Source organism: Herbaspirillum camelliae (genome assembly GCF_001929405.1).
Classification (GTDB): domain Bacteria; phylum Pseudomonadota; class Gammaproteobacteria; order Burkholderiales; family Burkholderiaceae_D; genus Herbaspirillum; species Herbaspirillum seropedicae.
In genome coordinates this window covers 2,843,432-2,866,017 of the sequence record NZ_KV880769.1, presented here as the reverse complement: position 1 = coordinate 2,866,017, position 22,586 = coordinate 2,843,432, and the positions used below count along the sequence as shown (strand labels likewise).

22 protein-coding genes are annotated in these 22,586 nt (G+C 53.5%); 10 read left to right on the top strand and 12 right to left on the bottom strand.

From position 1 onward, the window contains the following. The first annotated feature begins 129 nt into the window (after window positions 1-129). Window positions 130-585: a GNAT family N-acetyltransferase gene (locus BGK68_RS12770; RefSeq protein ID WP_198937197.1), complete on the top strand. Its 456-nt coding sequence runs from the start codon at window positions 130-132 to the stop codon at window positions 583-585. Window positions 586-654: 69 nt separating this feature from the next. Continuing rightward, a complete protein-coding gene (blaOXA, locus tag BGK68_RS12765; RefSeq protein WP_075257406.1) occupies window positions 655-1,473 on the top strand; it encodes a class D beta-lactamase in 819 nt (272 codons plus the stop codon). Window positions 1,474-1,624: 151 nt separating this feature from the next. Here blaOXA and BGK68_RS12760 read toward each other — a convergent pair whose 3' ends face one another. Further along, window positions 1,625-2,920: a citrate synthase family protein gene (locus BGK68_RS12760; protein ID WP_075257405.1), complete on the bottom strand. Its 1,296-nt coding sequence runs from the start codon at window positions 2,918-2,920 to the stop codon at window positions 1,625-1,627. Window positions 2,921-3,023: 103 nt separating this feature from the next. Between BGK68_RS12760 and BGK68_RS12755 the strand changes: the two genes are divergently transcribed. Continuing rightward, the gene (locus tag BGK68_RS12755) at window positions 3,024-4,433 is read left to right on the top strand and encodes a CoA transferase (RefSeq protein ID WP_075257404.1); all 1,410 of its coding nucleotides are present in this window, start codon (window positions 3,024-3,026) and stop codon (window positions 4,431-4,433) included. A gap of 122 nt (window positions 4,434-4,555) precedes the next feature. Here BGK68_RS12755 and BGK68_RS12750 read toward each other — a convergent pair whose 3' ends face one another. The 5 genes from BGK68_RS12750 to BGK68_RS12725 form a co-directional block, all read right to left on the bottom strand. Then, on the bottom strand, window positions 4,556-5,101 hold the full coding sequence (locus BGK68_RS12750; protein WP_075257403.1) for a PaaI family thioesterase: 546 nt from the start codon (window positions 5,099-5,101) through the stop codon (window positions 4,556-4,558). Between the two features lie 61 nt (window positions 5,102-5,162). Beyond that, a complete protein-coding gene (locus BGK68_RS12745) occupies window positions 5,163-5,465 on the bottom strand; it encodes a DUF1330 domain-containing protein (protein WP_143433040.1) in 303 nt (100 codons plus the stop codon). A 213-nt stretch (window positions 5,466-5,678) separates the two neighbouring features. After that, window positions 5,679-6,275, bottom strand: a complete 597-nt coding sequence (locus BGK68_RS12740) for a TetR/AcrR family transcriptional regulator (RefSeq protein WP_075257401.1) — start codon at window positions 6,273-6,275, stop codon at window positions 5,679-5,681. A 271-nt stretch (window positions 6,276-6,546) separates the two neighbouring features. Next, window positions 6,547-7,602, bottom strand: coding sequence for a hypothetical protein (locus tag BGK68_RS27470; RefSeq protein ID WP_143433039.1), 1,056 nt, complete (start codon window positions 7,600-7,602; stop codon window positions 6,547-6,549). Continuing rightward, entirely contained in the window at window positions 7,599-9,233 is a 1,635-nt protein-coding gene (locus BGK68_RS12725) for an AAA family ATPase (RefSeq protein ID WP_143433038.1), read from the bottom strand. Before BGK68_RS12725 ends, BGK68_RS27470 begins: the two co-directional genes overlap by 4 nt. 364 nt (window positions 9,234-9,597) lie before the next feature. Between BGK68_RS12725 and BGK68_RS27200 the strand changes: the two genes are divergently transcribed. The 4 genes from BGK68_RS27200 to BGK68_RS12700 all read left to right on the top strand — a co-directional run bounded on the left by BGK68_RS27200 (window position 9,598) and on the right by BGK68_RS12700 (window position 11,771). Next, window positions 9,598-9,885: a helix-turn-helix domain-containing protein gene (locus tag BGK68_RS27200; RefSeq protein ID WP_083657801.1), complete on the top strand. Its 288-nt coding sequence runs from the start codon at window positions 9,598-9,600 to the stop codon at window positions 9,883-9,885. Continuing rightward, entirely contained in the window at window positions 9,882-10,091 is a 210-nt protein-coding gene (locus tag BGK68_RS27195) for a hypothetical protein (protein WP_143433037.1), read from the top strand. The genes BGK68_RS27200 and BGK68_RS27195 overlap by 4 nt, the downstream gene beginning before the upstream one ends. A 947-nt stretch (window positions 10,092-11,038) precedes the next feature. Continuing rightward, window positions 11,039-11,230, top strand: coding sequence for a hypothetical protein (locus BGK68_RS12705; RefSeq protein ID WP_075257395.1), 192 nt, complete (start codon window positions 11,039-11,041; stop codon window positions 11,228-11,230). Window positions 11,231-11,486: 256 nt separating this feature from the next. Beyond that, entirely contained in the window at window positions 11,487-11,771 is a 285-nt protein-coding gene (locus tag BGK68_RS12700; protein WP_075257394.1) for a HigA family addiction module antitoxin, read from the top strand. On the opposite strand, the gene BGK68_RS12695 is transcribed toward BGK68_RS12700, so the two are convergent. The 6 genes from BGK68_RS12695 to BGK68_RS12670 form a co-directional block, all read right to left on the bottom strand. Beyond that, complete coding sequence (locus BGK68_RS12695; RefSeq protein WP_158035451.1) at window positions 11,731-12,108, bottom strand: winged helix-turn-helix transcriptional regulator; 378 nt, start codon at window positions 12,106-12,108, stop codon at window positions 11,731-11,733. The two genes, BGK68_RS12700 and BGK68_RS12695, sit on opposite strands and share 41 nt — an antisense overlap. Window positions 12,109-12,217: 109 nt before the next feature. Further along, window positions 12,218-12,826 carry a TetR family transcriptional regulator gene (locus BGK68_RS28320; protein ID WP_075257392.1) on the bottom strand — a complete coding sequence of 203 codons (609 nt, stop codon included), beginning with the start codon at window positions 12,824-12,826 and terminating at the stop codon, window positions 12,218-12,220. A gap of 18 nt (window positions 12,827-12,844) precedes the next feature. Then, window positions 12,845-13,690 (bottom strand): universal stress protein, encoded by an 846-nt coding sequence (locus BGK68_RS12685; protein ID WP_075257391.1) that lies wholly within the window; start codon window positions 13,688-13,690, stop codon window positions 12,845-12,847. Between the two features lie 15 nt (window positions 13,691-13,705). Beyond that, window positions 13,706-15,184, bottom strand: a complete 1,479-nt coding sequence (locus BGK68_RS12680) for an efflux transporter outer membrane subunit (protein WP_075257390.1) — start codon at window positions 15,182-15,184, stop codon at window positions 13,706-13,708. Next, entirely contained in the window at window positions 15,181-18,312 is a 3,132-nt protein-coding gene (locus BGK68_RS12675) for an efflux RND transporter permease subunit (protein WP_075257389.1), read from the bottom strand. The genes BGK68_RS12680 and BGK68_RS12675 overlap by 4 nt, the downstream gene beginning before the upstream one ends. A gap of 9 nt (window positions 18,313-18,321) precedes the next feature. Next, window positions 18,322-19,467, bottom strand: coding sequence for an efflux RND transporter periplasmic adaptor subunit (locus tag BGK68_RS12670; RefSeq protein ID WP_198937196.1), 1,146 nt, complete (start codon window positions 19,465-19,467; stop codon window positions 18,322-18,324). 218 nt (window positions 19,468-19,685) lie between these two features. On the opposite strand from BGK68_RS12670, the gene BGK68_RS12665 reads away from it, so the two are divergent. The 3 genes from BGK68_RS12665 to BGK68_RS12655 all read left to right on the top strand — a co-directional run bounded on the left by BGK68_RS12665 (window position 19,686) and on the right by BGK68_RS12655 (window position 22,492). After that, window positions 19,686-20,291: a TetR/AcrR family transcriptional regulator gene (locus tag BGK68_RS12665; protein WP_075257387.1), complete on the top strand. Its 606-nt coding sequence runs from the start codon at window positions 19,686-19,688 to the stop codon at window positions 20,289-20,291. A gap of 705 nt (window positions 20,292-20,996) precedes the next feature. After that, a complete protein-coding gene (locus tag BGK68_RS12660) occupies window positions 20,997-21,491 on the top strand; it encodes a sigma-70 family RNA polymerase sigma factor (RefSeq protein ID WP_075257386.1) in 495 nt (164 codons plus the stop codon). Between the two features lie 38 nt (window positions 21,492-21,529). Beyond that, window positions 21,530-22,492 carry a FecR domain-containing protein gene (locus tag BGK68_RS12655; RefSeq protein WP_233149303.1) on the top strand — a complete coding sequence of 321 codons (963 nt, stop codon included), beginning with the start codon at window positions 21,530-21,532 and terminating at the stop codon, window positions 22,490-22,492. Window positions 22,493-22,586 lie beyond the last annotated feature (94 nt).

The following is a 22,586-nucleotide window of genomic DNA, read 5'->3' as shown; positions in this document are numbered from 1 at the left end:
TGCCGCCCTTTTCGGTGAAGCTTGAGGTATAGTGCGCGACCATGCCCGGGACATCATCATGACAACATCCGGGCCAGTACAGTTTGCAGCTCTGTTGTTCTACAAGACCAAGACCACAGGACTTTAGGAATGCCATCCATGAACATTGAAAGAGCCGGCAAGGAGGACTACGCCTCGCTCATCGACATCTGGGAGTGCTCAGTGCGGGCAACCCATGACTTCTTGGGCGACGAGCAGATTGCCGCGCTGCGACTACTGATTCTGAATCACTATTTTGACGCCGTCGACCTGCGCATTGCCAGGCAGGAGGAAGGTGAAATCACCGGTTTCATCGGCGTGGCCGGGGACCAGGTGGAAATGCTCTTCGTCTCCCCCTCGCATCAGAACAAGGGTATCGGCTCCTTGCTGATGCGCCATGCCATCGAACATCAGGGCGCATGCCGCGTGGATGTGAATGAACAGAACCCGGCAGCCATCGGTTTCTACCTCCATCTTGGATTCGTCCAGATGGGCCGCTCTGAGCATGATGGACAGGGCAATCCCTTCCCCCTGCTCCATCTCAGGCTGGCTTCGACGACCTCGTGAGCAGCCATCGCAAGCGCTGGAGATTTGCCTTTCCCCTGAACTCACTTCACCCCTGCCGGAGAAACAGAAATGCGCAAGACATGGATATGTGCGGCCCTGATCGCGAGTGCAGCTTTCTCGACTGCGGCTTCAGCACGGACGATATGCACGATCGTGGCTGATGCGTCCGAGCACGGCCCTGCCCTTAGGAGCGGCGAGTGCGCCGAGCGCTTCACGCCAGCCTCGACGTTCAAGATCGCCATCAGCTTGATGGGCTTCGACGCGGGCATCCTGCAGGACGAACACACGCCGTCCTGGCCCTATCAGCCGGGATATCCCGATTGGGGTGGCGATGCGTGGCGCCAGCCTACCGATGCCAGCCGGTGGATACAGTATTCCGTGGTCTGGTTCTCGCAGCGCGTGGCCCAGCAGCTCGGAGAAAAACGTTTCCAGCGCTATGCGCGCGATTTCCGCTATGGCAACCAGGATGTCTCGGGTGAACCTGGCAAGCACAATGGCCTGCAAGGTGCATGGATCAATTCGTCGCTGCGTATCTCGCCGCAGGAACAGATTGCCTTCCTGCGCAGGCTGGTGAACCGGCAATTGCCGGTCAGCGCGCATGCGTATGATATGACCAGCAAGGTCACGCTCATCGCTGCGGCGCCGGACGGCTGGGAAATCCATGGCAAGACCGGGACCGGTTCGCCGGGCTCCAATGGTCGCTATGATCCTGCTCATGCCTACGGATGGTTTGTAGGCTGGGCCATCAAGGGCGATCAGAAACGGGTGTTTGCCCGCCTGATCCAGGACGATCAGCCCACCCAGCCCAATGCGGGACTGCGTGCCCGCGACGGACTGCTGCAAGAGCTTCCGGCACTGGCGGATCAACTGACCCGCCGCTCGCACTGAGAGACCACTACTCCACCCGCGCATCAGCACGCTGCGCAGTCAATGCCGAAGCAATCGCCACAGCGACCGCATGGCGATATCTGTGCGCTGCATGTGGGTAACGCACTCTTGCTTGGACGCCAGTCATGCTCGCTGTCGTCGTCAAGCAGCGCTATCGGGTATTGAAAAAGCTAGCAGGCAGATCGCTTTTCGGCACGATACCTTGCTGTGTTTGCCGGCTTGCCGAGCGTGCGCGTGATCGCGACCGCCCAGGCTCGGCTTGGCCGGCTTCAGGTTGCGGTCCGATGTACACCGCACGGGGCCTGATCAGGTGGTGCTGCTCGCGCTGCTCCAGTCCGTGCGCAATCCACCCTATCGAGCGACCAAGCGCAAACAGGCCGAACGCTGCACCCACCGGAAGCCGCAGATGCCTGCGCAGCGCCACCAGGGCGAAATCCACCGAGGGCTTCTGGCCCGTGAGGGTGATTCCGGCGTCGATCATGGCTGCCCAGGGCGAATGGCGTGGCAGGATCTGGGAGAGCAGATAGCTCGCACGTGGATCGCCATCCGGATAGAGCGTATGCCCGAAGCCGGGCAGGTCGTCCCCTCTCGAGAGCCGCTCGCGCATCTTCCTGTCGATGTCGCGCGTGCCGAGTTCATCCCAGAGCGCCTCCACGCGCCCAGTGGTCGCGCCATGCCGTCCACCGGACAGGCCCGCCAGACCGGCGATCACCGCTGCCCGCAGGCTCGCATCCGTGGAGGCCACGCATCGGCTGGTGAAGCTGGACGCATTGAGCTCGTGATCGGCGCAGAGCACCAGCGCCATCCGGATCAGCTCGGCGCCCGAACGACCCACGCCCCATGCCCGCGCACATTGCTCGTGGATCGGGCTGGTGTCGGGACGGGTCCGCAGCAGGCATGCCGCCAGAATCCGCACCAGGTCGCCACAGCCTTGCGCCTGGCGCTCGGTCGCCTTCTGCCAGATGGCGGTCGATGCATCTTCGCTGCCCACGGCGAAAAGCGGCAGAAGGACTTCCTCTGCCCGTTGATCGCCGTAGTGCCTGAAGAGCGCTCGCAAGACAGCGGGAGAAGCGTTGACCTGGGGACCAAAGGCAGTCTGCCTGTCGCATTGCCAGAGGCCGGCCGCCACCTCCTCCAGGCTGGCATGCTCAGCCAGCCTGAGTGCATCCACGCCACGATAGAAGAGCCGTCCGCCATCGATCAAGGTGATGCTCGATTCGAGTACGGGAGCGCCCCAGTTCAGCGCCGCCTTCGCCACTTCCTTGGGCTTGCGTCCGCGTGCACGCTGTGCCGCGACGCGCTCGACGTCGGCGGCGAAATAGCGGCGCTCGCGTGCCGTGGCGCCGGGTTCGGCGTGCAGCAGGCCGCGGCTGACGTAGGCGTACAGCGTTTGCCGGGACACCCCGAGCCGTGCAGCGGCTTCGGTCGAGTTGAGGTAGTTCGACATCGTCGTGGAAGGGAATCGTTTGATTAGTTGATCAGGATAATCAACGTTGACAGCAAATTCAAACGATCCGATCTTTGTCACACCTGAACCAGTCGAGGCAAACATGGAGAACGATCAAGTGACACAAGCGGCGTCGCAGCATCTGCGGGAATTCTGGACAGCCCTGGGAGGCGCTCCCGCGTTGGCCGCGACGTGCGGCTTTGGTGGAACCGGGGAGCTGGTGTCCGCATTCCGGGTAACCGACCTGGCCGCAGCGGCCATTGGCGCGGCCGCAACGGCGGCAGCCGAGTTGCTGCAAGCCTCGACCGGTCACTTGCCGGCGGTTCAGGTCGACCGGCGCATGGCCTCGCTCTGGTTTGGCGCGTCGCTGCATCCGCTGGGATGGACGATGCCGCCGCTATGGGATGCGATCGCCGGCAATTATCGGGCGCGTGATCGCTGGATCCGCTTGCACACCAATGCGCCGCATCACCGCCAGGCCGCGCTGTCCGTGCTCGACTGCGCGGCGGATCCGGAATCGGTGCGGCAAGCGGTGGCAGGCTGGGACGCCGATACACTGGAGGCAGCCATTGTTGCGCGCGGTGGTTGTGCTGCGGTGATGTATTCCCGCGAGGAATGGGCCGCGCATCAGCAAGGCCAGGCCGTCGCTGCCGAGCCCTTGCTGCATGTCGCGACCGGGCCCCGTGTGACTACGCGCGCCTGGGAGCCGTCGCGAGATCGGCCATTACGTGGAATCCGCGTGCTCGATCTCACGCGCATTCTCGCCGGTCCTGTCGCCACCCGCTTCCTCGCCGGGCTGGGGGCCGAAGTGTTGCGCATCGATCCCTACGGCTGGGAAGAACCGAACACCGTGCCGGAAGTCGTCCTGGGAAAGCGCTGTGCGCGGCTGAATCTGAAAGACCCAGCCGACCTCGATACGCTGCGGAAATTGATGCGCCATGCCGACATCCTTGTCCACGGTTACCGTGCCGATGCGCTCGCCAAGCTCGGCCTGGACGCCGCGCAACGGCGCGAACTCAATCCCGCACTGATCGATGTCTCGCTCGATGCCTATGGCTGGTCCGGTGCATGGCAGTGCCGGCGCGGTTTCGACAGCCTCATCCAGATGAGCACCGGCATCGCCGAGACCGGCATGCGGGTGATGGGCGGCGCTGCACCGGTCAATCTGCCGGTCCAGGCCATCGACCATGCGACGGGCTATCTGATGGCGGCCGCAGCGCTGCGGGGATTGACGCTGAGGATGACGCAAGGGGTAGGAATCGGGGTGCGTGCTTCGTTGGCGCGTACTGCAGCGGTCCTGCAATTGCGCACGGAGCCAATGCGCGAGGTGGTGGGGTTCGCGGCGGAAACAGCAACTGATCGCGCTGCGCACGTCGAGCCGACGTCGTGGGGACCGGCGGCGCGACTGCTGCCACCGGTGCAGGTCGAGGGTGCGCCGCTGGCGTGGCGTTATCCGGCGCGCGCACTGGGGGCGTATGAAGCTGAATGGTTGTCTTCGAATGAACTGCTTTGAGTTTGAGTGAACCCATGAATCAGGCGGGGGGCAGATAAGCCGCCCCCCGTAGGGCAGCTGCACGCTATTCGGAGATAGGTGATATCGACGCTACATCAGCTCTCGAATCGCGGCAGTTGCCATCAAGCTGCGGGAGCCTTGAATACAAAACAGGTCGTGGTCGCATGGGCGTACAGCCTGCCGCTTTCGTCCTTGATGCTCGCTTCCGCTGTGGCCATTTGACCGCCCCGATGCAAGACCGTGGCGGCCGCGCGGAGCGGTCCGGTTTGTTGCGAAGCTGCCCGTACGATATTGACGCTCAGTTCTACCGTCGTATAGCTCTGCCCAGCCGACAGCGTCGTTTTTACCGCGCAACCCAGCGCAGAATCCAGCAGCGTTGCAAACCAGCCTCCATGCACCGTCCCCATCGGGTTGAGATGCCGCAGCAGCGGGATGCCCTGGAATACGGCGCTACCCTCGTCAAGTTCTAACAGGGTCATATTCATGGTCTCGTTCATCGGCGGCGACGGCAGCGCTCCGGACATCATCGCACTGAGGATTTCCATCCCGCTCTTGCCCGCGATCTGTTCCATTCGGGCCACGCCGGGCGCACCGCCGCCATCACGCTCGCGCTGGAGTGCGGCGGCCTGCTGATCTGTCCAGACACTGGCTTGTTTTTCGACGTCCATGTCTTCCTTTCTCGTGCTGATGGTCAGGGTCGGGATAGCGGGTTGAACGGCGACACTATTTTCATAGTCCCGGCAGGAAAATCACATTCCCACTATTTGTAAGCTCGTTGATGCGTTTGGCCTTCAATGGTGCATAGCTTGCCGACGCATACATTTCGCTCGCTGCTTCTTGAGAAGGAAAGCGAATGAGGGCGGTGAAGTTGCCGCTGGATTGGCCTTCCTGCGCCACGGCATCCCCTGTGGCGGCAAGAAACGCTCCGCCAAACTTTTCCACCTCGGCCTTCATCAGGGAACCGTATTGCTCGAAATAGGTGGGGAAGTCCTTTACATCGAACTGCACGAGGACAAACATCGGCTGTGTCACTGGTATCTCCTATTGAATGCAGATGCGGCAATTCATGCGATGTTGGGCAAGACCGATGCCGCGATTGGCGCCGGTGACGAGAACGGTGGAGTCAGCGATTTTCATGAATCAGACATTTATGATGACCATCATATTTCTAAGAAAAATGAGGCTGTCAGCGACAAAGCGGACAAACTCAACGGAGGGATGCGTCGTCAAGGTGAAGGCGACGGATCAAGACAAAACCGGATCGAACTGATTGATCAACTGCTTTCTGGCCAGCGCCAGCAACTCACGCCCTTGCTTGCCGCCCAAGGTCCGCGCCAATTGCAATGCGCCCGTCATGGTTGAGGCCACTGTTGCGCCGTTAGCCGGATCGCAGCCTGGCGGCAAGCATGACCGCGCAAGCTCGATCAACTGAGCGACGAGCCGCTTGGCATCGCCGCGAGCCGCCTCATCCAGACGCGTCATTTCAGAAGACAAGGCGGCGATCACGCAACCCTGTTCGACTTTCTCCAGATGACTGTCATGCAGATAGCAATTCACCAGCGCTGCGAAACGACTTTCGCCCGCCGCCACCCGCCGCGCCATCGCGTTCGTCAACGCCTGCGATGTGTCTTGCCAGGCATGCCTCATCGCTTCGCTCACCAAGGCGTTGCGCGACTCGAAATGCGCATAGAAACCGCCATGGGTGAGGCCAGCCTCCTTCATGATGTCCGCCACGCCGACACCATGTGCGCCCGCTCGCCTGATGGCGCGCGAGGCAACATCGACGATACGGTCGTGGCTGACTTGTTTGCGGGTAGGCTTGCTCTGCATGATGACCATCATATTAGCGACGTCGTGCGGAAGACGTCAAGCGCACTTCATCCAAAGCACGGACCGCTAGCGGTCGGATAGGCAGCTCAGCTTCGCGCTTAAACTCTTCAGAAAATAGCCGTTGTTCACGTGCCATGTAATACCTTCGATGGGGACATCATACCTATCAAAAGTGTTCGTCATGCTGGGGGAAGGCCAGCAGGCGGCTTAGTTCTCGACCAACCTTGGTCCAGCCCGAGGGGTTCACTCCCCCCCACCAGGTCAATCTAAAAAAAAACAAGATCTAATTTGACCTAGGAAGGTTGATTAGCTCAGTGTAGATATGACTGATGCAAATACCTAGAGCACGTTTTTCTCGATCACTTTCGGAGAACCCGCGGATCATGTCTCCAGCGATAAGGCAGCTGCCCAAGGTGGGGCCAACCGCCCAGTAACTCAAGATGGAGTTATACAAATCTTGAATTTCAGGCGAATACCAGCCGTAACGATCTACAAGTTCAAAGAAGTCGACGTGGCTCTGTGCGCCATTAATGCCGATAACCTTGATCTTTACGCTTGCGATAGGAGTACCAGGAGCACTGCCCGTCACTGGAATCGCAAAATCCTGTGCATTTTCCAAAGAGAACTGGATGGAATTTGGCGGGAACTCGAATGGAGTCTTCACCTGTTTTTGAAACGGATCATCATCATGTTTCACGCCAGAGTTGCACTGATGGCATGAGGGAATAAGGTTATACAAAGAAATACCAAGATAGGGATAGTGGCCCCGCGGATAAAAATGATCCAGCGGTGGCCTCATTGTGAATTTCTTGACCACGGGAGGTTTTGGTACTCCTCTCTTTCGACGCGGTTTCTTTACGGTCACTACTGGATCGTCGCTGTGGTAATTGACATGGTTAAGATTACAGTAAGGGCAGATTCGCAGGCGGTGATTTTTCACAAGTGCGTAAGCCCCCCAGCCATCCTTCTCGCCAGAAAAAGCATCATAGTCAAATGCATTACGGATGGCGTTGCTTAACGCTGCGTAGTCAGCATCAAAGATTGATTTCTGCTTTTTTGTTGGATTGATTTTCGTGTACTGATGAAACCCAGAAAAAAATCTCGCAAAATTCTCTATATGAATACGAAGATCAGACGGCTTACCAATCAACAGTGAGTCAATTTCTGATTTCAGATACTTCTCAACCAAACTCGCCAACGTCGGCACAGTGGGACTTGGCATCATCTCAGATCGACGTAATACCGAAAACTCCTGATAGATCTTATCCAGGGTTACAGCCTTTAGCGTCGACAAATGTGTCTGTTCGTCGAGGGGACCATTAGTCGGCAACTGAATCATTTTTGACTCTCGGCGGCGATCCGTTTGAGGAGATACTCACGGACATTATCATCCGCCAATGCTTGCACAATGCGTGTGGCATCTTCCCGCGAAATGCGAGATCCTTTTTGAAAATATTTAGCAAGCATTTCCAGAGTAGGTCGGCTGTAATCACCGGGGAGATCATCGACTTGATAAACCGCCTCCAAGAGAGATTTCGGCCCTAGACCAAAGCCGTTGACTCTTCTAGCATTCTCAATATCGATCAGACAATCGGGAGGAGTATCGGCAGCCACTATGAGCGAATGCGTCGAGACCAAAATATGAGTACGGGGCGCTATAGCTTTAAAGCTTTCAACTAGCCGGTGTATTCCTTGGACGTATTTTCGTTGCCAGCTGGGGTGCAAAAACATCTCGCCTTCATCAATCAATATGAAAACCGGACTTGTTTTGTCACCAGAGTCATCCAACCGCATCAACGCACTATTGATAGCGGTATAGAACATCGAAATGGCAGTCTCTCCCGAGCTCAATCCTTCCAGCGTAAACGAAATCAATCCGTCAGTAATGCATTTCCGCAGAAGAGACTTGTTCCGCACGAGTTGTTCAAGGCGGCTGTAAAGGCTTTGGGGTGACAATGATCCAAGACGTCCACCCCGAAGTAACCGATCTCTCAGTAGATTTATGAGTTTAACGATTTTCTCTGCGCGTTCAACATCACGCTGGCTGATACTAAGAGCGTCCCAAAGTATATTCTTCCTATCTTCTTTAGTTAGATTTACGAGCTCTTCACCGTCCGCACCGTAGACCATCTTTTTCTTGTAGTGCTTTGCTAATACGGTATCCAGTGCGCGCCAAAGATCTTGAGCCCAGGACAACCTTGTTTTAGGATCGGCATGCAAGGTGCTGGAGAGCACTCGAAGAATATCTATCTCGTCGACTAGGCCTTGCTCTCCCTGGGCCTGTATAAGTCGAGCCAAGATAACACCACCGTCCACGCCGAACATATGGTCAAGCGTGGCAGTAGAAAGACTCCGATAGATATCGTCTAAGCTCAAGAGATGTATGCCAATTTCTACCTGTGCATTGTCGATAAATCCTTCCGGTAGATGCGCCATTGCCTCAGCCAAGCTCAGGCCATCAAAGAGATTGGCGTCAGCGTATCTTGGTGAGACGTCTAGCCAGTAACCGCTATTGCTGCGAACCAAATCAGAGCGGCGCCTATTCTCGAAGGGAGAGCTAGTGTAAAAGACTGAAGGCGCCTTCGGTCGGAGATCGGAGCGAGAGACTTCAATATCGCTAAGGATTTCCAGATGGGAGTGCTCAGTGGATAGGAACAAATATAAATTCCCTTCGCGAGCATAGAGCACCGAAGTCTTGGCTTCATTCCTATCTTTTTGAAATACACTTGCGATATCCAATAAGACCTCTGTTTTACCCGATCCATTTATTCCAAACAAGGTATGAAACGAAGCGACCGTTCGCTTAAGGCCGACAGGAACTTCTTTCTTTCCGCTGTAAAGGACTCGCACCGTGCTCTGATCAAGAGCTAGACAATATTCTCCGCTTAGCGGGATGGACAACAGATTATTTTTAGTTGAGACGATAAGAGCGTGAATTATCGGCGAAGACCTACTACTTTTTTTCTTCATTGTATTGATATGAGATAGTTCTTATTTAAAGGAAGTCGCCTTAATACCTTTAAAAGCTTCCGCCTGTTCCAACGCAACACTTATTCGATCACCATATTTAATCTCCACCAATTTCTTAGACGTTCGCCTGGTGGTGGAAATACCGCTTCTTGTAGTTCATTAGCGATCGATTTTACTGAAGCTGTGCCGGTGCTTCGGATTGTAGAATATCTCAATGTAACATCGTTGAATAGTACGATCATTGAGCTTGTCGCTGACGCACAGTAAAGCGCCAATTATTGGTGTGCCACCGCAAATAGAAAATCCCGGAAAACTGAACTGCACCCCAAAGGCTGGACACTGATCCACCCTTTGGGTGTTTTTTATGGCGAAGTACGAGATTAAGTTCAAGCAAGAAGTGGTGAGGGAATATCTGGCAGGAGCTAGTGCCGGCGGCCAGGGCAAGGAATACGGGTTGGGCCAAGGGATAATTCAACGATGGCTCCAGAGCTACCGCAATGGCGGCCTGAATCGGCTGCGCAAGAAGCGCAGCGCGAAGTCGAGGCGATGTTTGCACTTCGAGACTGCGGCACAGTCAGTCGATGTGAGCGCCAGTATCATGAGCGCGGTCTGGCTGGATTGCAGCCCAGGCCGAAAGGACGCGCAAAGATGATGAAACCCAAGATTCCCCTCAAGCCCAGAAAGAAAGACAACACGCGCCCGCGTGAGGAATTGCTTGATGCGACCGAATACCTGCGTGCGGAGAATGATTACCTAAAAAAGCGTCGAGCCTTGATTCAGGTAGCGCAAGCAGCTGCACAAAAGCAGCGCAACTCGCGCGGGAAGCGAGGCCACACCATAAGTTGTCTGTTCTGTTGAGCGTTGCTGGATCGGCGCGCAGCACCTTCTATTACCAGATCAAGTCGCAAGAGACGGACGACAAGTATCCGACCGTGACGTCGCGTATCCGCAAAATATATGAGCGGCACAAAGGCAGATATAGCTACCGCTGCTTCACGGATACGCTCAAGCAGGCGAGCGAACTGATTAGGGCCTGATGACGCAATTGGGCTTGAAGTCGTTGATAAGGCCGAAGAAAGACCGGTCGTATCGCGGCTCTGCGCACGTCCATGGGGCGAACTTGCTTCAACGGAAATCCAAGGCAGAGCGGTTTGGAGAGAAATGGGTAACGGACGTGACTGAGTTCACAGTTGGTAGTGAGAAGCTCTATCTGTCGCCCGTAATGGACTTGTATAACAGCGAGATCGTGTCGTGTGAGACAAGCCATTTGCCCCAATCCAATATGGTTTGACGGGGACGCTTCGTCCTATGTTGCATCGGAGCAGGGCTGTCCATCCCAGATGCATGTCTATCGGCGTACCTTGGCCGAGAACCGCATCAAACAGAGCATGTCACGTTGGGGGGAGTTGCCCGGATAATGCGGTCATGGAAAGCCTCTCCATTCGCAACCACAGCTGCTGTGAGAGAAAACTGTATTTGGATTAACTGTGCAAATAAATCAAAGACTTACTCCATTAGAAATGGCGTCATACACTCTCTTAAATCTGGATCTGCAGTCCAAATATAATTCGAACGCCTCCCCATTTAATGTTGCAAAAAAGAAATTAACTAAATTAAAGCAACTTCCAGCTCTGCTCAACGTAGGGAGTTAAGCTTCGCAAGCAATCGATTGCTTTCTGTTCTCCTCATCTATTGGGGGCAGGCCTGTTGATAACCTTGATGAGTAGTACGATGATTGTGCTTGCCGCTGGCGCAGAGTAACGCGCTCAATATTTATGCAGCCGACATGATCCGGGAGAAGGCACATGGACATGAATGACGATATCGACCTCTCGATCGCTCTGAGGAAATTAAATCAATTGCAACTTGAAGAAGGTGACTTGGGAGCGGCTTACTGGCTGTCGATCTCGAAACTCCTGAAAGCTTCAAGTGAATATCGTGATCGCGCCATTGCGGCAGAAAGAAAACTTCGGGAAATACGTCTCCTCTGCGACTGAGCGAAACGATGATGAACAAACAGGCTCACAAAAAGCAGCTGTACAAGCGTCAACTAAAATTTGAACGCTCGTCTTCTCTGACAGCTGAAGATTTTGCCTGAATGAAGATGAGGCTAGTTGGGCGTTAATTCGGCAGCTCTGATTTTGAACGGGTGACTGCTTTAGAAAATTCAGCTGGCAAGCCGCCCATGGGGCTGAATTGAACATGAAGGTGACGTAGATCTAGGCAGCTGACTCCCATTCATTGGAGCGCATCATGATCAAAAATGGAATGCGTGCAGTTCATCCTGGCGAGATCTTGTTCGAAGACTATATCAAGCCTGCAGACATGAGTGTACGTACCGTAGCGATGGCGCTGTATGTGCCTTACGGGCGCTTGGATGCGGTCATTAAGGGAAAACGGGCTATCAATGCAGACATGGCGCTGCGGCTAGAACGTTACTTTGGAAGCGAAGCACAAGGCTGGCTAAATCTTCAGACTGCCTATGACCTTCGAATTGCTAAAGATCTGTCCAGCATGTTGATTTGCTCGCAGAATTGACCCTCTCCATTTGACCCACCTTCCATTGCCTCCCGAAGGCTGCCACGCGGTCGTACGACCCTTCATATCCCAGCTCCCTTAAGTCCAGGAACATCTGTTTCAGGGTTCGTCTCTGCTTGCGCGATTTGACCGCCTCGGCGCTGAGCCAGGCTGAAAGTCGAGGCGCGAATTCATCCAGGGCACTGGATGAATGCCTTGAGGGGTAGGAAGGCTCGATCGCTCCGGATCGGATATAGCGACGAACCGTGTTCCGAGAGATGTCCAGCCGGCGGGAGATTTCCCTGATCGAGATGCGATCGCGGATGTACCAGCGCCGAATAATTCCAAGTAGGGCCACGTCTATCACTCCGTTCTCCCGCTCGCTGTCATGAGCAGGATTGTGGTCTAAACATGGGTCAACTTAGGATGCAAATTTCCGGGGAAAGTGGGTCAGTTTTGGATGCAACTCAACACTCCGCAATCAATATTGCCTCTATAGCACCGACAGCATTCGTTTCCAGATCTACCTCACCAAGATCCAGGAAATGAGCTTTGATCGCTCCCAGAAGCGCAGACGTGATGTGTGAAGCAATGATAGAACTCGGGCATTTCAGTTTTATTTCTTTACTAAAGGACGCTCGTTCCAAAACATCACAGAATAACGAACGCATCATCATCAGCTCACGGCGATGAGCCTCCAAAAACTCTTTCCCGCCTCCAGAGAAGTCACAACGGAAGACCAAAATTTCTAACGCGGCCCGCACATGTTTATCATTCTTTATTAGCCAAAATGACTTCCGGAGACTTGCCCTGAATGCAGGAAGAACCTGGTGCTCAAGGGTGGCAGCAAATGCAAGGTCGTCTAACAATGGGAGCCGGCCCCTCTCCAGAACCGCCCGCAGAATTTCGATTGGCTCTTTAAAGTGCCAAGAAATAGCACCTCGAGAACATCCAGCCTTAGTTGCAATCTCTTGCAAACTTGTCCCCGAAACACCCATCATGCAAAAACATGACTCCGCAGCGTCCAATATTTTTTCGCGTGTTTCTAGCGCGTCTTCTTTTTTCCGTCTGGCCATGTCAATCTCTGGCCGCCATCAATAAGAGACAAACAATGGCATAGGCACAGTTGAGAGGAGAGTCTTGGTAACCCCTCCAAGCATCATCTCTCGGATTTTCGGCCTACTATAAGCACCAAAGACAAGCAGATCTGATCCAAAATCCAGCGCCTGCTCCACAATTTTCATGGCCACAGGTTGCCCATCTGATGGCACTCTTTTTAGCTCAACCTTCACATCATGCCGAGCTAGGTAAGTGGCCATATCTGCGCCTGGTTCCTCTCCATGTAAGTCGGCTTTATCGGCTGAATCGACTATAAGCAATTGCACCACGTCTGCAGAAACGAGCAAGGGCAACGAATCCGCTAGAGCTCGCCGAGACTGACGACTGGCATTCCATGCCACAGTAATTCTTCGACCAATTTGGTCCTTACGCCAGGCATCTGGAACGATCATGAGAGGTACCCCTGCTCTCATCAAAACATCCTCTAGCGACCAAGATGCTGGAGTTCCAGGTGCATTGGGATGACCTATAATCAAGAGGTCGCTATACAGCGCGTGTAGAGAAGTCTCTTGAATGGCCTCCGCAGCCGGTATCACCCTGAATTCCGTGCTCACTCCAAATCGAGATGACATAGTCTCAAGGGATTCATTAATCAAAGTTAGCCGTGATGCTTCTAATTCCTGCTGATGTCGGATAACGTCAACGATTGCCTTTCCTCTCGAAAAAGCATCTTGTGGAAAATCCCCCCAATGATCGATAGCCGTAACACCAATTAGGTGCGCGCTCTGATTGGCAGAAAATCGAGTAGCACTCTCCAAGACTCGATGACCCGCTTCGCTATGGTCGAAGAAGACCGTTATGTCTCTCAATAGGTGGGGCATGACAGTCTCCAATTTTTAATTTTCGAAAGAGGACGCGGTAGCTTTTTTCAAGGTGCTAGACGTCGCTGGATATTGTTGTTGCTGCCAATCTCCTCCCATCGCCTTATACAGGGTGATGGTATTTGTTTGACGGCTGAGGCGAATTGATATCCAGTTTTGTTGCGCAGTGAACAATGTTCGCTGTGCGTCTAACACCTCTAGATAACTCGATACGCCATTGTTATATCGCCTTCTAACGAGCACATAAGCATCCTGTGCCGCCTCGACACGACGCTCTTGAGCCGACATACGCGAAGCTATGCGCGAGCGAACTGCAAGCGCATCAGCGACCTCTTTGAACGCCACTTGGATGGCATGGTCATAATTTGCAACGGCGATTTCTCTACTCACCTTCGCCGCATCAAGATTTCCTTGAAGCCGTCCGCCAGAAAAAATTGGGATGCTAATCTGTGGCTGGAAACTCCAAGTCCGATTTCCTCCGTCAAACAAGTCCGACAGAGAGTTGCTCGCAACACCAATCCCACCGGTCAAGCTAATACTTGGGAAAAAAGCAGCCCGCGCCGCCCCGATACTGGCGTGTGCCGCGACTAAAGTGTGCTCCGCAGCGACAATGTCAGGGCGGCGTTGCAGGAGGTCGGATGGCAAACCAGGCGGTAGCTCTTTCGAAGAAAATACGGAGTCCCATGACGAACTAGGCTTTAAATTCTCTGGTAACGGGGTCCCGAGAAGAAGATCTAGCGCGTTTCTACTCATGGCAACGGCGCTTTCCTGTGCAAACACTGTATCGTGTGCAGCCTCCAGTTCTATCTGGGCTTGGCGCAACTCTAATTCGGACACATTTCCCAGCTCATTCAGCTTTCGCTGCAGATCGTACGTATCCTGCCGGCTACGCTCCGTCTCTTGCGCCAACTTCATCCGCTCCGCATCCGCAGCAAGCGTTAAATAGGAATTTACGACTTCAGCGATGAGACCAATCTTTACACCACGCTGCAGTGCTTCGGTAGAAAGGTATTGCTGTAACGCTTGATCCCGCAGACTTTGCAGTCTCCCGAACAAGTCAATCTCCCAAGAAGGGATTCCCAAGCCGACGCTATATGCGTGGCTCGTGTATGCACTGCCGGTTGTCGATATCGACGCTGGCGTCCTTCCTGAATTCCCAGCAAGGTCAACGCCAAGACCGGGGAGTAGATCTGCACGTTGAATCTGGTACAGAGCTCTTGCCTTCTTAATATTGAGAGTTGCGACGAGAAGATCTCGATTGTGATCCAGCGCCAGGTCGATGACTTGGCGTAGTTTTTGGTCGACAACAAGATTTTCCCAAGTCATGTCACCGCCCAGTTCAGATTTGCTCGAATCTGCCCCCGATCCCCCAGGCCATTGCATGGGAATCGGATTTGCGGGCTGATAGTAGTGCGGCGCCAAAGTACCGAAGCATCCGCTCAAGGAGGCACTCAACAGGGTTGGCACAAGAATGCGCGCGATTTTTGCTTTCATTGTGACGCCTCCGAATGCGAGATCTTGGTTTCGGTGGCAATTCTCTTTTTGAATAACGATGACACCACAACATAGAACAAAGGAATAAAGAAGATGGCCAAGACGGTCGCGGTCACCATCCCCCCGATAACTCCAGTACCAATCGCATGCTTACTCCCTGAGCTGGCGCCGCTTGAGATCGCCAACGGAATAACACCCATAGTAAAAGCCAAGGAGGTCATGATGATTGGACGCAAACGAAGTCGTGAGGCTTCGATAGCTGATTGAACTAACGTCCGCCCACCTTTTTCATGCAGATCCTTTGCAAATTCCACGATCAAAATGGCATTTTTAGCGCACAAGCCAACGGTAGTCAGAAGTCCGATCTGGAAAAACACATCGTTGTCCAAGCCCCGAAGTAACGTGGCACCGACCGTGCCTATCACTCCCAACGGGACCACCAAAAGAACTGAGAATGGGATTGACCAACTTTCGTATAGTGCTGCCAGACAGAGAAAGACTGCGATAATCGAAAGCCCATAAAGGGCCGGCGCTTGAGAACCCGACATCCGCTCTTCAAATGAGAGGCCAGTCCAAGCAACTGAAACGCCAGCAGGGAGTCTCTTAGCAATTTCATCCACTGCCTTCATTGCGTCCCCAGAACTGTAGCCAACAGCAGGCTGCCCCAGAATCTCGATAGCCGGCAGGCCATTGTAGCGCTCCAATTTTGGAGAACCGTAGGTCCATTTTCCAGATGCGAACGAGGCGAACGAGACCATGTCACCGTTCTTGTTACGCACATACCATTTATTAAAATCCTCCGGTGTAATACGTGCCTCTGCCACACCCTGAACGTAGACATGCTTTACTCGATCACGGTCGATGAAGTCATTCACATACGCGGATCCCCATGCTGCAGACATAGTCGTGTTGATATCCGCCAACGTCACACCATGAGCACGGGCCTTCTCATCATCAATCATGATTTGGTATTGTGGTTCATCGTCTTTTCCGTTTGCTCGTACCAACGCAAGCGCAGGTTCCTTCGCCGCTTCTGTGAGGAACTGTTTCCGGGCGGCCATAAGATGCTCGTGTCCTTCTCCGCTGAAGTCCTGAAGAAACAAATTGAAGCCTGTGGCATTTCCTAGTTCCAAGATTGGCGGAGGTGCGAATGCCAAAGCGTTTGCTGTCTTGATTTGGCTGAAGTGCTTCATTACACGCTGCTGAAGCTCGAAGACTGTACCCTTACGCTCCTCCCATGGTTTCAACGTAACAAAAGCCATTCCGGAATTCTGACCGCGTCCAGAGAAACTGAAACCGTTTGCGGCGAAAACGGCCTCGACCATATCGCCCTCTTCTTTCGCCAGATATTCAGAAATATCCTTGAGAACTTGATCAGTCTGAGCTGAAGTGCTGTTATTTGGGAGCTCGACCTGCAGGAATAAGGATCCCTGGTCTTCGCCTGGCAAAAACGAGGTCGGCATCATTGGATATAGCGCAGCAAGTGCACAGACGATCAGGCCAAAGACCAGCATGTAACGGCCACGGCCAGCGACAATACGAGACACACCGCGCTCATAACGAGTGGCGCTACGCTCGAAGGTTCTGTTAAACCATCCGAAAAATCCGTTCTTTTCTTGATGCCCGTGCACCGGCTTCAGAATCGTTGCACACAGAGCCGGAGTGAATATCAAGGCAACGATTACGGAAAGCGCCATCGCAGTGACGATAGTCAACGAGAATTGTCGATATATGACCCCCGTTGATCCGCCAAAGAACGCCATAGGAATAAAGACGGCCGAAAGAACCAAACCAATTCCGACCAGAGCACCTGAAATCTGATCCATGGATTTTCGTGTCGCTTCAAGCGGAGATAGACCTTCTTCCACCATGAGGCGCTCCACGTTTTCCACCACCACGATTGCATCATCGACCAACAATCCGATTGCAAGTACTAGGCCGAACATACTCAGGATGTTGATGGAAAAGCCAAATGCAGCCATCACACCGAAGGTTCCCAGCAAAACCACCGGGACAGCCAACGTGGGGATCAACGTTGCACGTATGTTCTGCAAGAAAAGATACATAATCAGGAAGACCAGAACGACTGCCTCGCCCAATGTGTGAACGACGCCTTTGATCGATTCGCTTACAACAGGGGCTGTGTCATACGGATAGACGATCTTCACTCCGGCTGGTAGCGTCGGCTCCAGTCGTAATAACGTTGCCCGAACAGCGTCAACGGCTTCAAGTGTGTTACCACCGCTCACCAGGCGCAATGCAATGCCTGCGCTGGGGCGCCCCCCATACATGGCACTAATTGAGAAGTTGTCGGAGCCCAAACCGACATCAGCTACATCCTTCAAGCGGACCTGAGAACCGTCAGGATTCACTTTAAGAAGAATTTCTTTGAACTGCTCAGGTGTCTTCAATAACGTCTTTCCAAGCACTGTGGCGTTCAGCTGAACCTTATCTGTGCTAGGCCGCCCACCCAACTGGCCCGCCGAAACTTGGACATTTTGTTCTCGGATGGCAGTCACGACGTCGCCCGGCATGAGCTTGTAGTTGGTGAGTTTGAGTGGGTCCACCCAAATACGCATTGCGTTCTGAGCACCAAGAACCATGAAGTCGCCAACGCCCGGAGTCCGCGTTAGCGGATCTTGCAATTGAGAGACTACCAGGTCGCCTAATGCGTAGTTGTCCAAGCGTCCATCTTCGGATACCAGCGCAGCAACGACCATGAAGTTAAGCTTCCACTTCACGACACGAAGGCCCAGCTGCTGTACCGCTTGAGGCAACATGGGAGTTGCCAGCGCAAGTTTATTTTGTACCTGTACCTGCGCAACGTCTGGATCGACATTCTGTTCGAATGTGACAACGATATTTGCGCTGCCATCGGTATTGCTTTCCGAGCGAATATAACGAAGCCCATCCAAGCCGTTTAATTGCTGCTCGATCACCTGAGTGACGGTGTCTTGGACCGTTTGTGCTGACGCGCCAGGATAGGTCGCGATGATCCCGATTGCTGGTGGGGACACGTTTGGATATTGATTGACGGGCAGAGAGAAAATCGACAACCCGCCAACCAACATAATGACAATAGCAACCACCCAAGCAAAGATTGGGCGGTCAATGAAGAATCTGGACATGGACTTCCCTTACTTGCTAGCAGCCATAGCGACTGCCTGTTTTTCATTGATGCTGGCTGGTACAGGTTTCACTTCGATGCCTGGACGAACACGTTGCAGACCGTCCAGAATGACGCGGTCGCCCGGTTTAATTCCGCTACTTACCAGCCACTGGCCCTCGACGCTGCGCTCGGTGACTAAAGACCTTTGCTGGACAGAATTCTTGGCGTCTACCACCATAGCCACAGCGTTCCCTTGAGTATCGCGAGTAACTCCTCGTTGGGGCACTAACAGTGCGTTGTCACGTACTCCTTCTTGCAACTGAGCCCGAACAAACATCCCAGGAAGCAAAAGTCCCTGGGGATTGGGGAATACCGCACGTAGGGTAACGGCGCCTGTACTTTCATCCACGCTAACCTCCGAGAATTGCAATTTCCCTGGATGTGGGTATGGCCGACCGTCGTCTAACGTCAGGTGAACTTCAGCCTCACCTCCGGCAGCACTTTTGAGACGACCGCTTGCAAGTTCTTCACGCAACCGCAACAACGAAGTAGAGGGCTGCACGATGTCGACATATATTGGGTTGAGTTGCTGGATCGTTGCCAAGGCTGTTCCTTGGTTCGCCGTGACCAAGGCACCTTGCGTCACCGTTGATCGACCAATTCGCCCCGAGATCGGGGCTCCAATTTTTGTGTAATTCAGGTCAATACGAGCCGTATCCATTGCGGCTTTGGTCTGCAGATACTGCGATCGCGCGTCGTCGAATTGCTGCTGACTAATTGCCCGAGTTTGTATCAACTGCTCGTAGCGATTGGCCAATGATTGCGCTGATTGAAATGCTGCCTCCGCACGCGACATTACGGCTTTGTAAGGGGCGGGGTCGATTTCATACAAAGACTGACCAGCCTTAACTTCCGCCCCCTCTTTGAAGCTGCGTTTCAGCAGTATGCCGCCCACCTGCGGTCGCACTTCCGCGATCAGAAACGGTGATGTGCGCCCTGGCAATTCAGTGACCAGCTGCAGTTTTTGAGGTTGAATCGTGAGAACACCGACCTCAGGAGCTGCGCTTGCCGCTGCCAAAGCAGAGTCTTTTTTGCATGCTACGAGCTGGAGGCATGTCACGAGCACAACTGCAACGCCGGCAATTCGGGGCATCTTTTGTGGAGTCATTTTCATTGTGGGAGTGGTATCAATTAATTAGTTTGGATATACAACCTATTTTATTTTTGAATTAGGTTAATCATCCTATTTTTCAAATTGTAACGCTCGAATCCAATAATTTGGTCATCCAACCTAAAATATTTAGAGGGATAACCAAACTAACTAAGCTATACTTGACAGGCCTGTGTTGCAGTGCGCAAACACACCATCTGAAATTGGCCAGTGGAAATTTTATGAAACCCATAGATCCTAGCGAAACACATGAGACCGCAACCGCCCGACGCCGCAAAGAGCAAGTGCTTCACGCTGCCGCGCAATGTTTTCGCCAAGAGGGATTCCATCAAACGAGTATGGCCAAGATATCAAATGCAGCCGGCATGAGCCTTGGGCACATATATCACTACTTTAAAAGCAAAGAGAGCATCATTGAAGGCATCGTCGCCCGGGAACATTCGGAGTTGAGTCAGCTTATTGCTGACGTGACGGCCAAAGCAGAGAAAACCGCAGACCCCGTCGCCGCAATCATGGAACATACTCCCAAGAGTATCGCTAGATACATGGCTCCGCATCAGGCATCCTTGGGCTTGGATATTTTGGCAGAATCCAGCCGAAACCTCGAAGTAGCAGCTCTGATTCAACAAAACGATGCGGAAGTACAACAAGCTTTCTATGACCTGCTGGGAAGTAACTTGCCGGAGGTTAAATCCCGTTGTGAGATTGTCGCCGCTTTATTAGAAGGGCTTAGTGCGCGTACTCTGCGCAATCCCAAGATAAACGACATCCTTGATCACAAGATGCTTTTGAACGTGCTTAAACATATTCTTACAGAAGCATGTTGACTCCGGCGTAGAAGAGCGCCCCTCTCACTATCGAGTTGTCTTCCTTTGGCCTTCCGAAGGCTACTAGACTGCGACTCCTCATTTCTCTCTCATCTCTTTCGCATCCCTGAACATCGTTTTTGAGGTCCGGCTTTTTGGAGGATGTGGCCGCTACGGCGCTTAACAAGCCAGCCGGTCTAAGCACGAATTCATCTAGCTAGCGTAATGATTGTGCGTTGGACTAGGACGACTCCACCGTCTCTTGTCAAATACATTTTCGAACCGTATTGGCTACGGACGAATCCCCATTTGAGATGCGAGCTCTTATTTGTTAGCGCCGAAAAATTACGAGAGAGCACATCTATCTCGCCATTCTTCCACTCACCTCATTGAGAAAAAAGGTAGGTTAAAACGTCGGGTAATTTCCCCGCCCTTAGCCTAGATTATGGGCTTGGGTCAAAAGTTGGTACCTCCTCGGTGCAAGTCAACACAGCCAAACTGACTACTCAAAAAATCCGTGGAGAAGTGCGGATTTTCATTTTTATGCAGTTTTGTCTGCCTATTGCCGCCATTTCTGAGACTGCTCAAGATCAAGACCAGATTGCAACAGCTAACTATCCAGAATCTTGCGCTAGGACGTGACACCCCATAAAATATAATGATTCTCATTTGTTATAACGACTGATATGGACATGCTGCGCAAATAGTCCCATACAGACCTCAGCCATCGTGCCCCAGCAATCAATCCAATCGCTATATACGGAACATCACAACTGGCTACACAGGTGGCTGTGCCGGATGCTGGGAGATTCTTTTGATGCAGCCGATATGGCACATGACGTCTTCATTCGTCTTTTGAATCGGCCGATGCAAGAGTTCAAGGAGCCCCGTGCCTATCTGAGCACCGTGGCCAAGAACTTGGTCGTTGAGCATTGGAGACGCCGAGAACTTGAGCGAGCATGGTTGGAAACGCTGGCCTCTATGCCTGAAACAATGGCCCCTCCACCAGAGACACGCCTCATGCTTCTTGAAGCGCTGGTTCAAATCGACCGAATGCTTGACTCCCTCAAGCCGAAAGTCAGAACAGCCTTCCTTTTGGCACAGCTCGAAGGTATGACCTGCCCGCAGATTGCAGAACGGATGGGCGTCTCACGTGCCACCGTTGAGCGCTATATCTCGTCGGCTCTACTTCATTGCTGTACCCTCGCCCCCCCCCTGTAAGCATGCCGCCTCTAAGTCATTCTCCCGAAGACAAATTGGTGCAGGCCGTCGACTGGGCATTGAAAGTACAGTTCAACCAGCCTAACGACGATACTCGGATAGCATTCGAACGCTGGCTCCAAGCGGATCCGGCCAATGCGGCAGCATGGAAACGCGTTTCAAGCGTTCAAGCCAACTTCAAGAATCTTCCCACTGGCGTCGCAAAGGGCGTCCTTGATGCCGTGGAGAAGTCACGGACGGGCAGCCGGGCCTCGCGACGCACGGCGCTGAAGTTACTATTACTCACCGCGGTTGTCGGACCGACGGCGTGGGTAATCAACCGAGAGACGCCATGGCAGCGGCTCATCGCTTCGGAATCTACCTCGGTCGGCGAGATTCGAACCATTCATCTGGACGATGGCACGGCGGTCACCCTCAATACGGATACCGCCATCAGCGTAGCTTTCGAGGAACATCGCCGTGAAATTCACATTCATCGTGGAGAAATCCTTGTCTCTACTGGCATGGACGCGGCTTTCACCAGCCAAGGCCAGCCTAAGCGCCCATTCTGGGTAGCCACTAAGTTCGGAATGCTGCAGGCGCTCGGGACGCGCTTCATTGTTCGTCTTGATGACGACAGAGCAAGAGTGAGCCTGCAAGAGGGGGCTATCGAGCTGACGCCGGCCACCGGTGGAGACGTAATTCGAGTGGCACCGGGTCAAACCTGGTGGCTATATAAAGACCGCGGAGTCCTTGCTGAAGCCTCAGGGATTGGCATTAGCGAATGGGCTGACGGTCTGATTGTTGCTAACGATGCGCGCCTAGACGACTTAGCTGCTGAAATCGCTCGTTACCGCCGTGGCGTTATCTCTTGCGACCAGGATATCGCCGGCCTCCGCGTTTCCGGCCTTTACCACCTCGGCGATACCGATAAGACACTGCGATTCCTTGCGACCACCCAACCGGTTGAGGTCCGATATATGACCCGTTATTGGGTGAGAATTGCCTCCCGACAGCGCTGAGAAAATATTTTTAAAAAAATCTCCAAAAAATGAGGTGATTTTGAATCTCAATCGTCCTACTGAGGATGCAACATAAAACCTCTCTATAGGAACG

Excerpts from the sequence above, each read along its gene's own strand:
- BGK68_RS12770 (WP_198937197.1), top strand. The coding sequence starts at position 130 with ATGCCATCCATGAACATTGAAAGAGCCGGCAAGGAGGACTACGCCTCG.
- blaOXA (WP_075257406.1), top strand. The coding sequence starts at position 655 with ATGCGCAAGACATGGATATGTGCGGCCCTGATCGCGAGTGCAGCTTTC.
- BGK68_RS12760 (WP_075257405.1), bottom strand. The coding sequence starts at position 2,920 with ATGTCGAACTACCTCAACTCGACCGAAGCCGCTGCACGGCTCGGGGTG.
- BGK68_RS12755 (WP_075257404.1), top strand. The coding sequence starts at position 3,024 with ATGGAGAACGATCAAGTGACACAAGCGGCGTCGCAGCATCTGCGGGAA.
- BGK68_RS12750 (WP_075257403.1), bottom strand. The coding sequence starts at position 5,101 with ATGGACGTCGAAAAACAAGCCAGTGTCTGGACAGATCAGCAGGCCGCC.
- BGK68_RS12740 (WP_075257401.1), bottom strand. The coding sequence starts at position 6,275 with ATGATGGTCATCATGCAGAGCAAGCCTACCCGCAAACAAGTCAGCCAC.
- BGK68_RS27470 (WP_143433039.1), bottom strand. The coding sequence starts at position 7,602 with ATGATTCAGTTGCCGACTAATGGTCCCCTCGACGAACAGACACATTTG.
- BGK68_RS12725 (WP_143433038.1), bottom strand. The coding sequence starts at position 9,233 with ATGAAGAAAAAAAGTAGTAGGTCTTCGCCGATAATTCACGCTCTTATC.
- BGK68_RS27200 (WP_083657801.1), top strand. The coding sequence starts at position 9,598 with ATGGCGAAGTACGAGATTAAGTTCAAGCAAGAAGTGGTGAGGGAATAT.
- BGK68_RS27195 (WP_143433037.1), top strand. The coding sequence starts at position 9,882 with ATGATGAAACCCAAGATTCCCCTCAAGCCCAGAAAGAAAGACAACACG.
- BGK68_RS12705 (WP_075257395.1), top strand. The coding sequence starts at position 11,039 with ATGGACATGAATGACGATATCGACCTCTCGATCGCTCTGAGGAAATTA.
- BGK68_RS12700 (WP_075257394.1), top strand. The coding sequence starts at position 11,487 with ATGATCAAAAATGGAATGCGTGCAGTTCATCCTGGCGAGATCTTGTTC.
- BGK68_RS28320 (WP_075257392.1), bottom strand. The coding sequence starts at position 12,826 with ATGGCCAGACGGAAAAAAGAAGACGCGCTAGAAACACGCGAAAAAATA.
- BGK68_RS12685 (WP_075257391.1), bottom strand. The coding sequence starts at position 13,690 with ATGCCCCACCTATTGAGAGACATAACGGTCTTCTTCGACCATAGCGAA.
- BGK68_RS12680 (WP_075257390.1), bottom strand. The coding sequence starts at position 15,184 with ATGAAAGCAAAAATCGCGCGCATTCTTGTGCCAACCCTGTTGAGTGCC.
- BGK68_RS12675 (WP_075257389.1), bottom strand. The coding sequence starts at position 18,312 with ATGTCCAGATTCTTCATTGACCGCCCAATCTTTGCTTGGGTGGTTGCT.
- BGK68_RS12670 (WP_198937196.1), bottom strand. The coding sequence starts at position 19,467 with ATGAAAATGACTCCACAAAAGATGCCCCGAATTGCCGGCGTTGCAGTT.
- BGK68_RS12665 (WP_075257387.1), top strand. The coding sequence starts at position 19,686 with ATGAAACCCATAGATCCTAGCGAAACACATGAGACCGCAACCGCCCGA.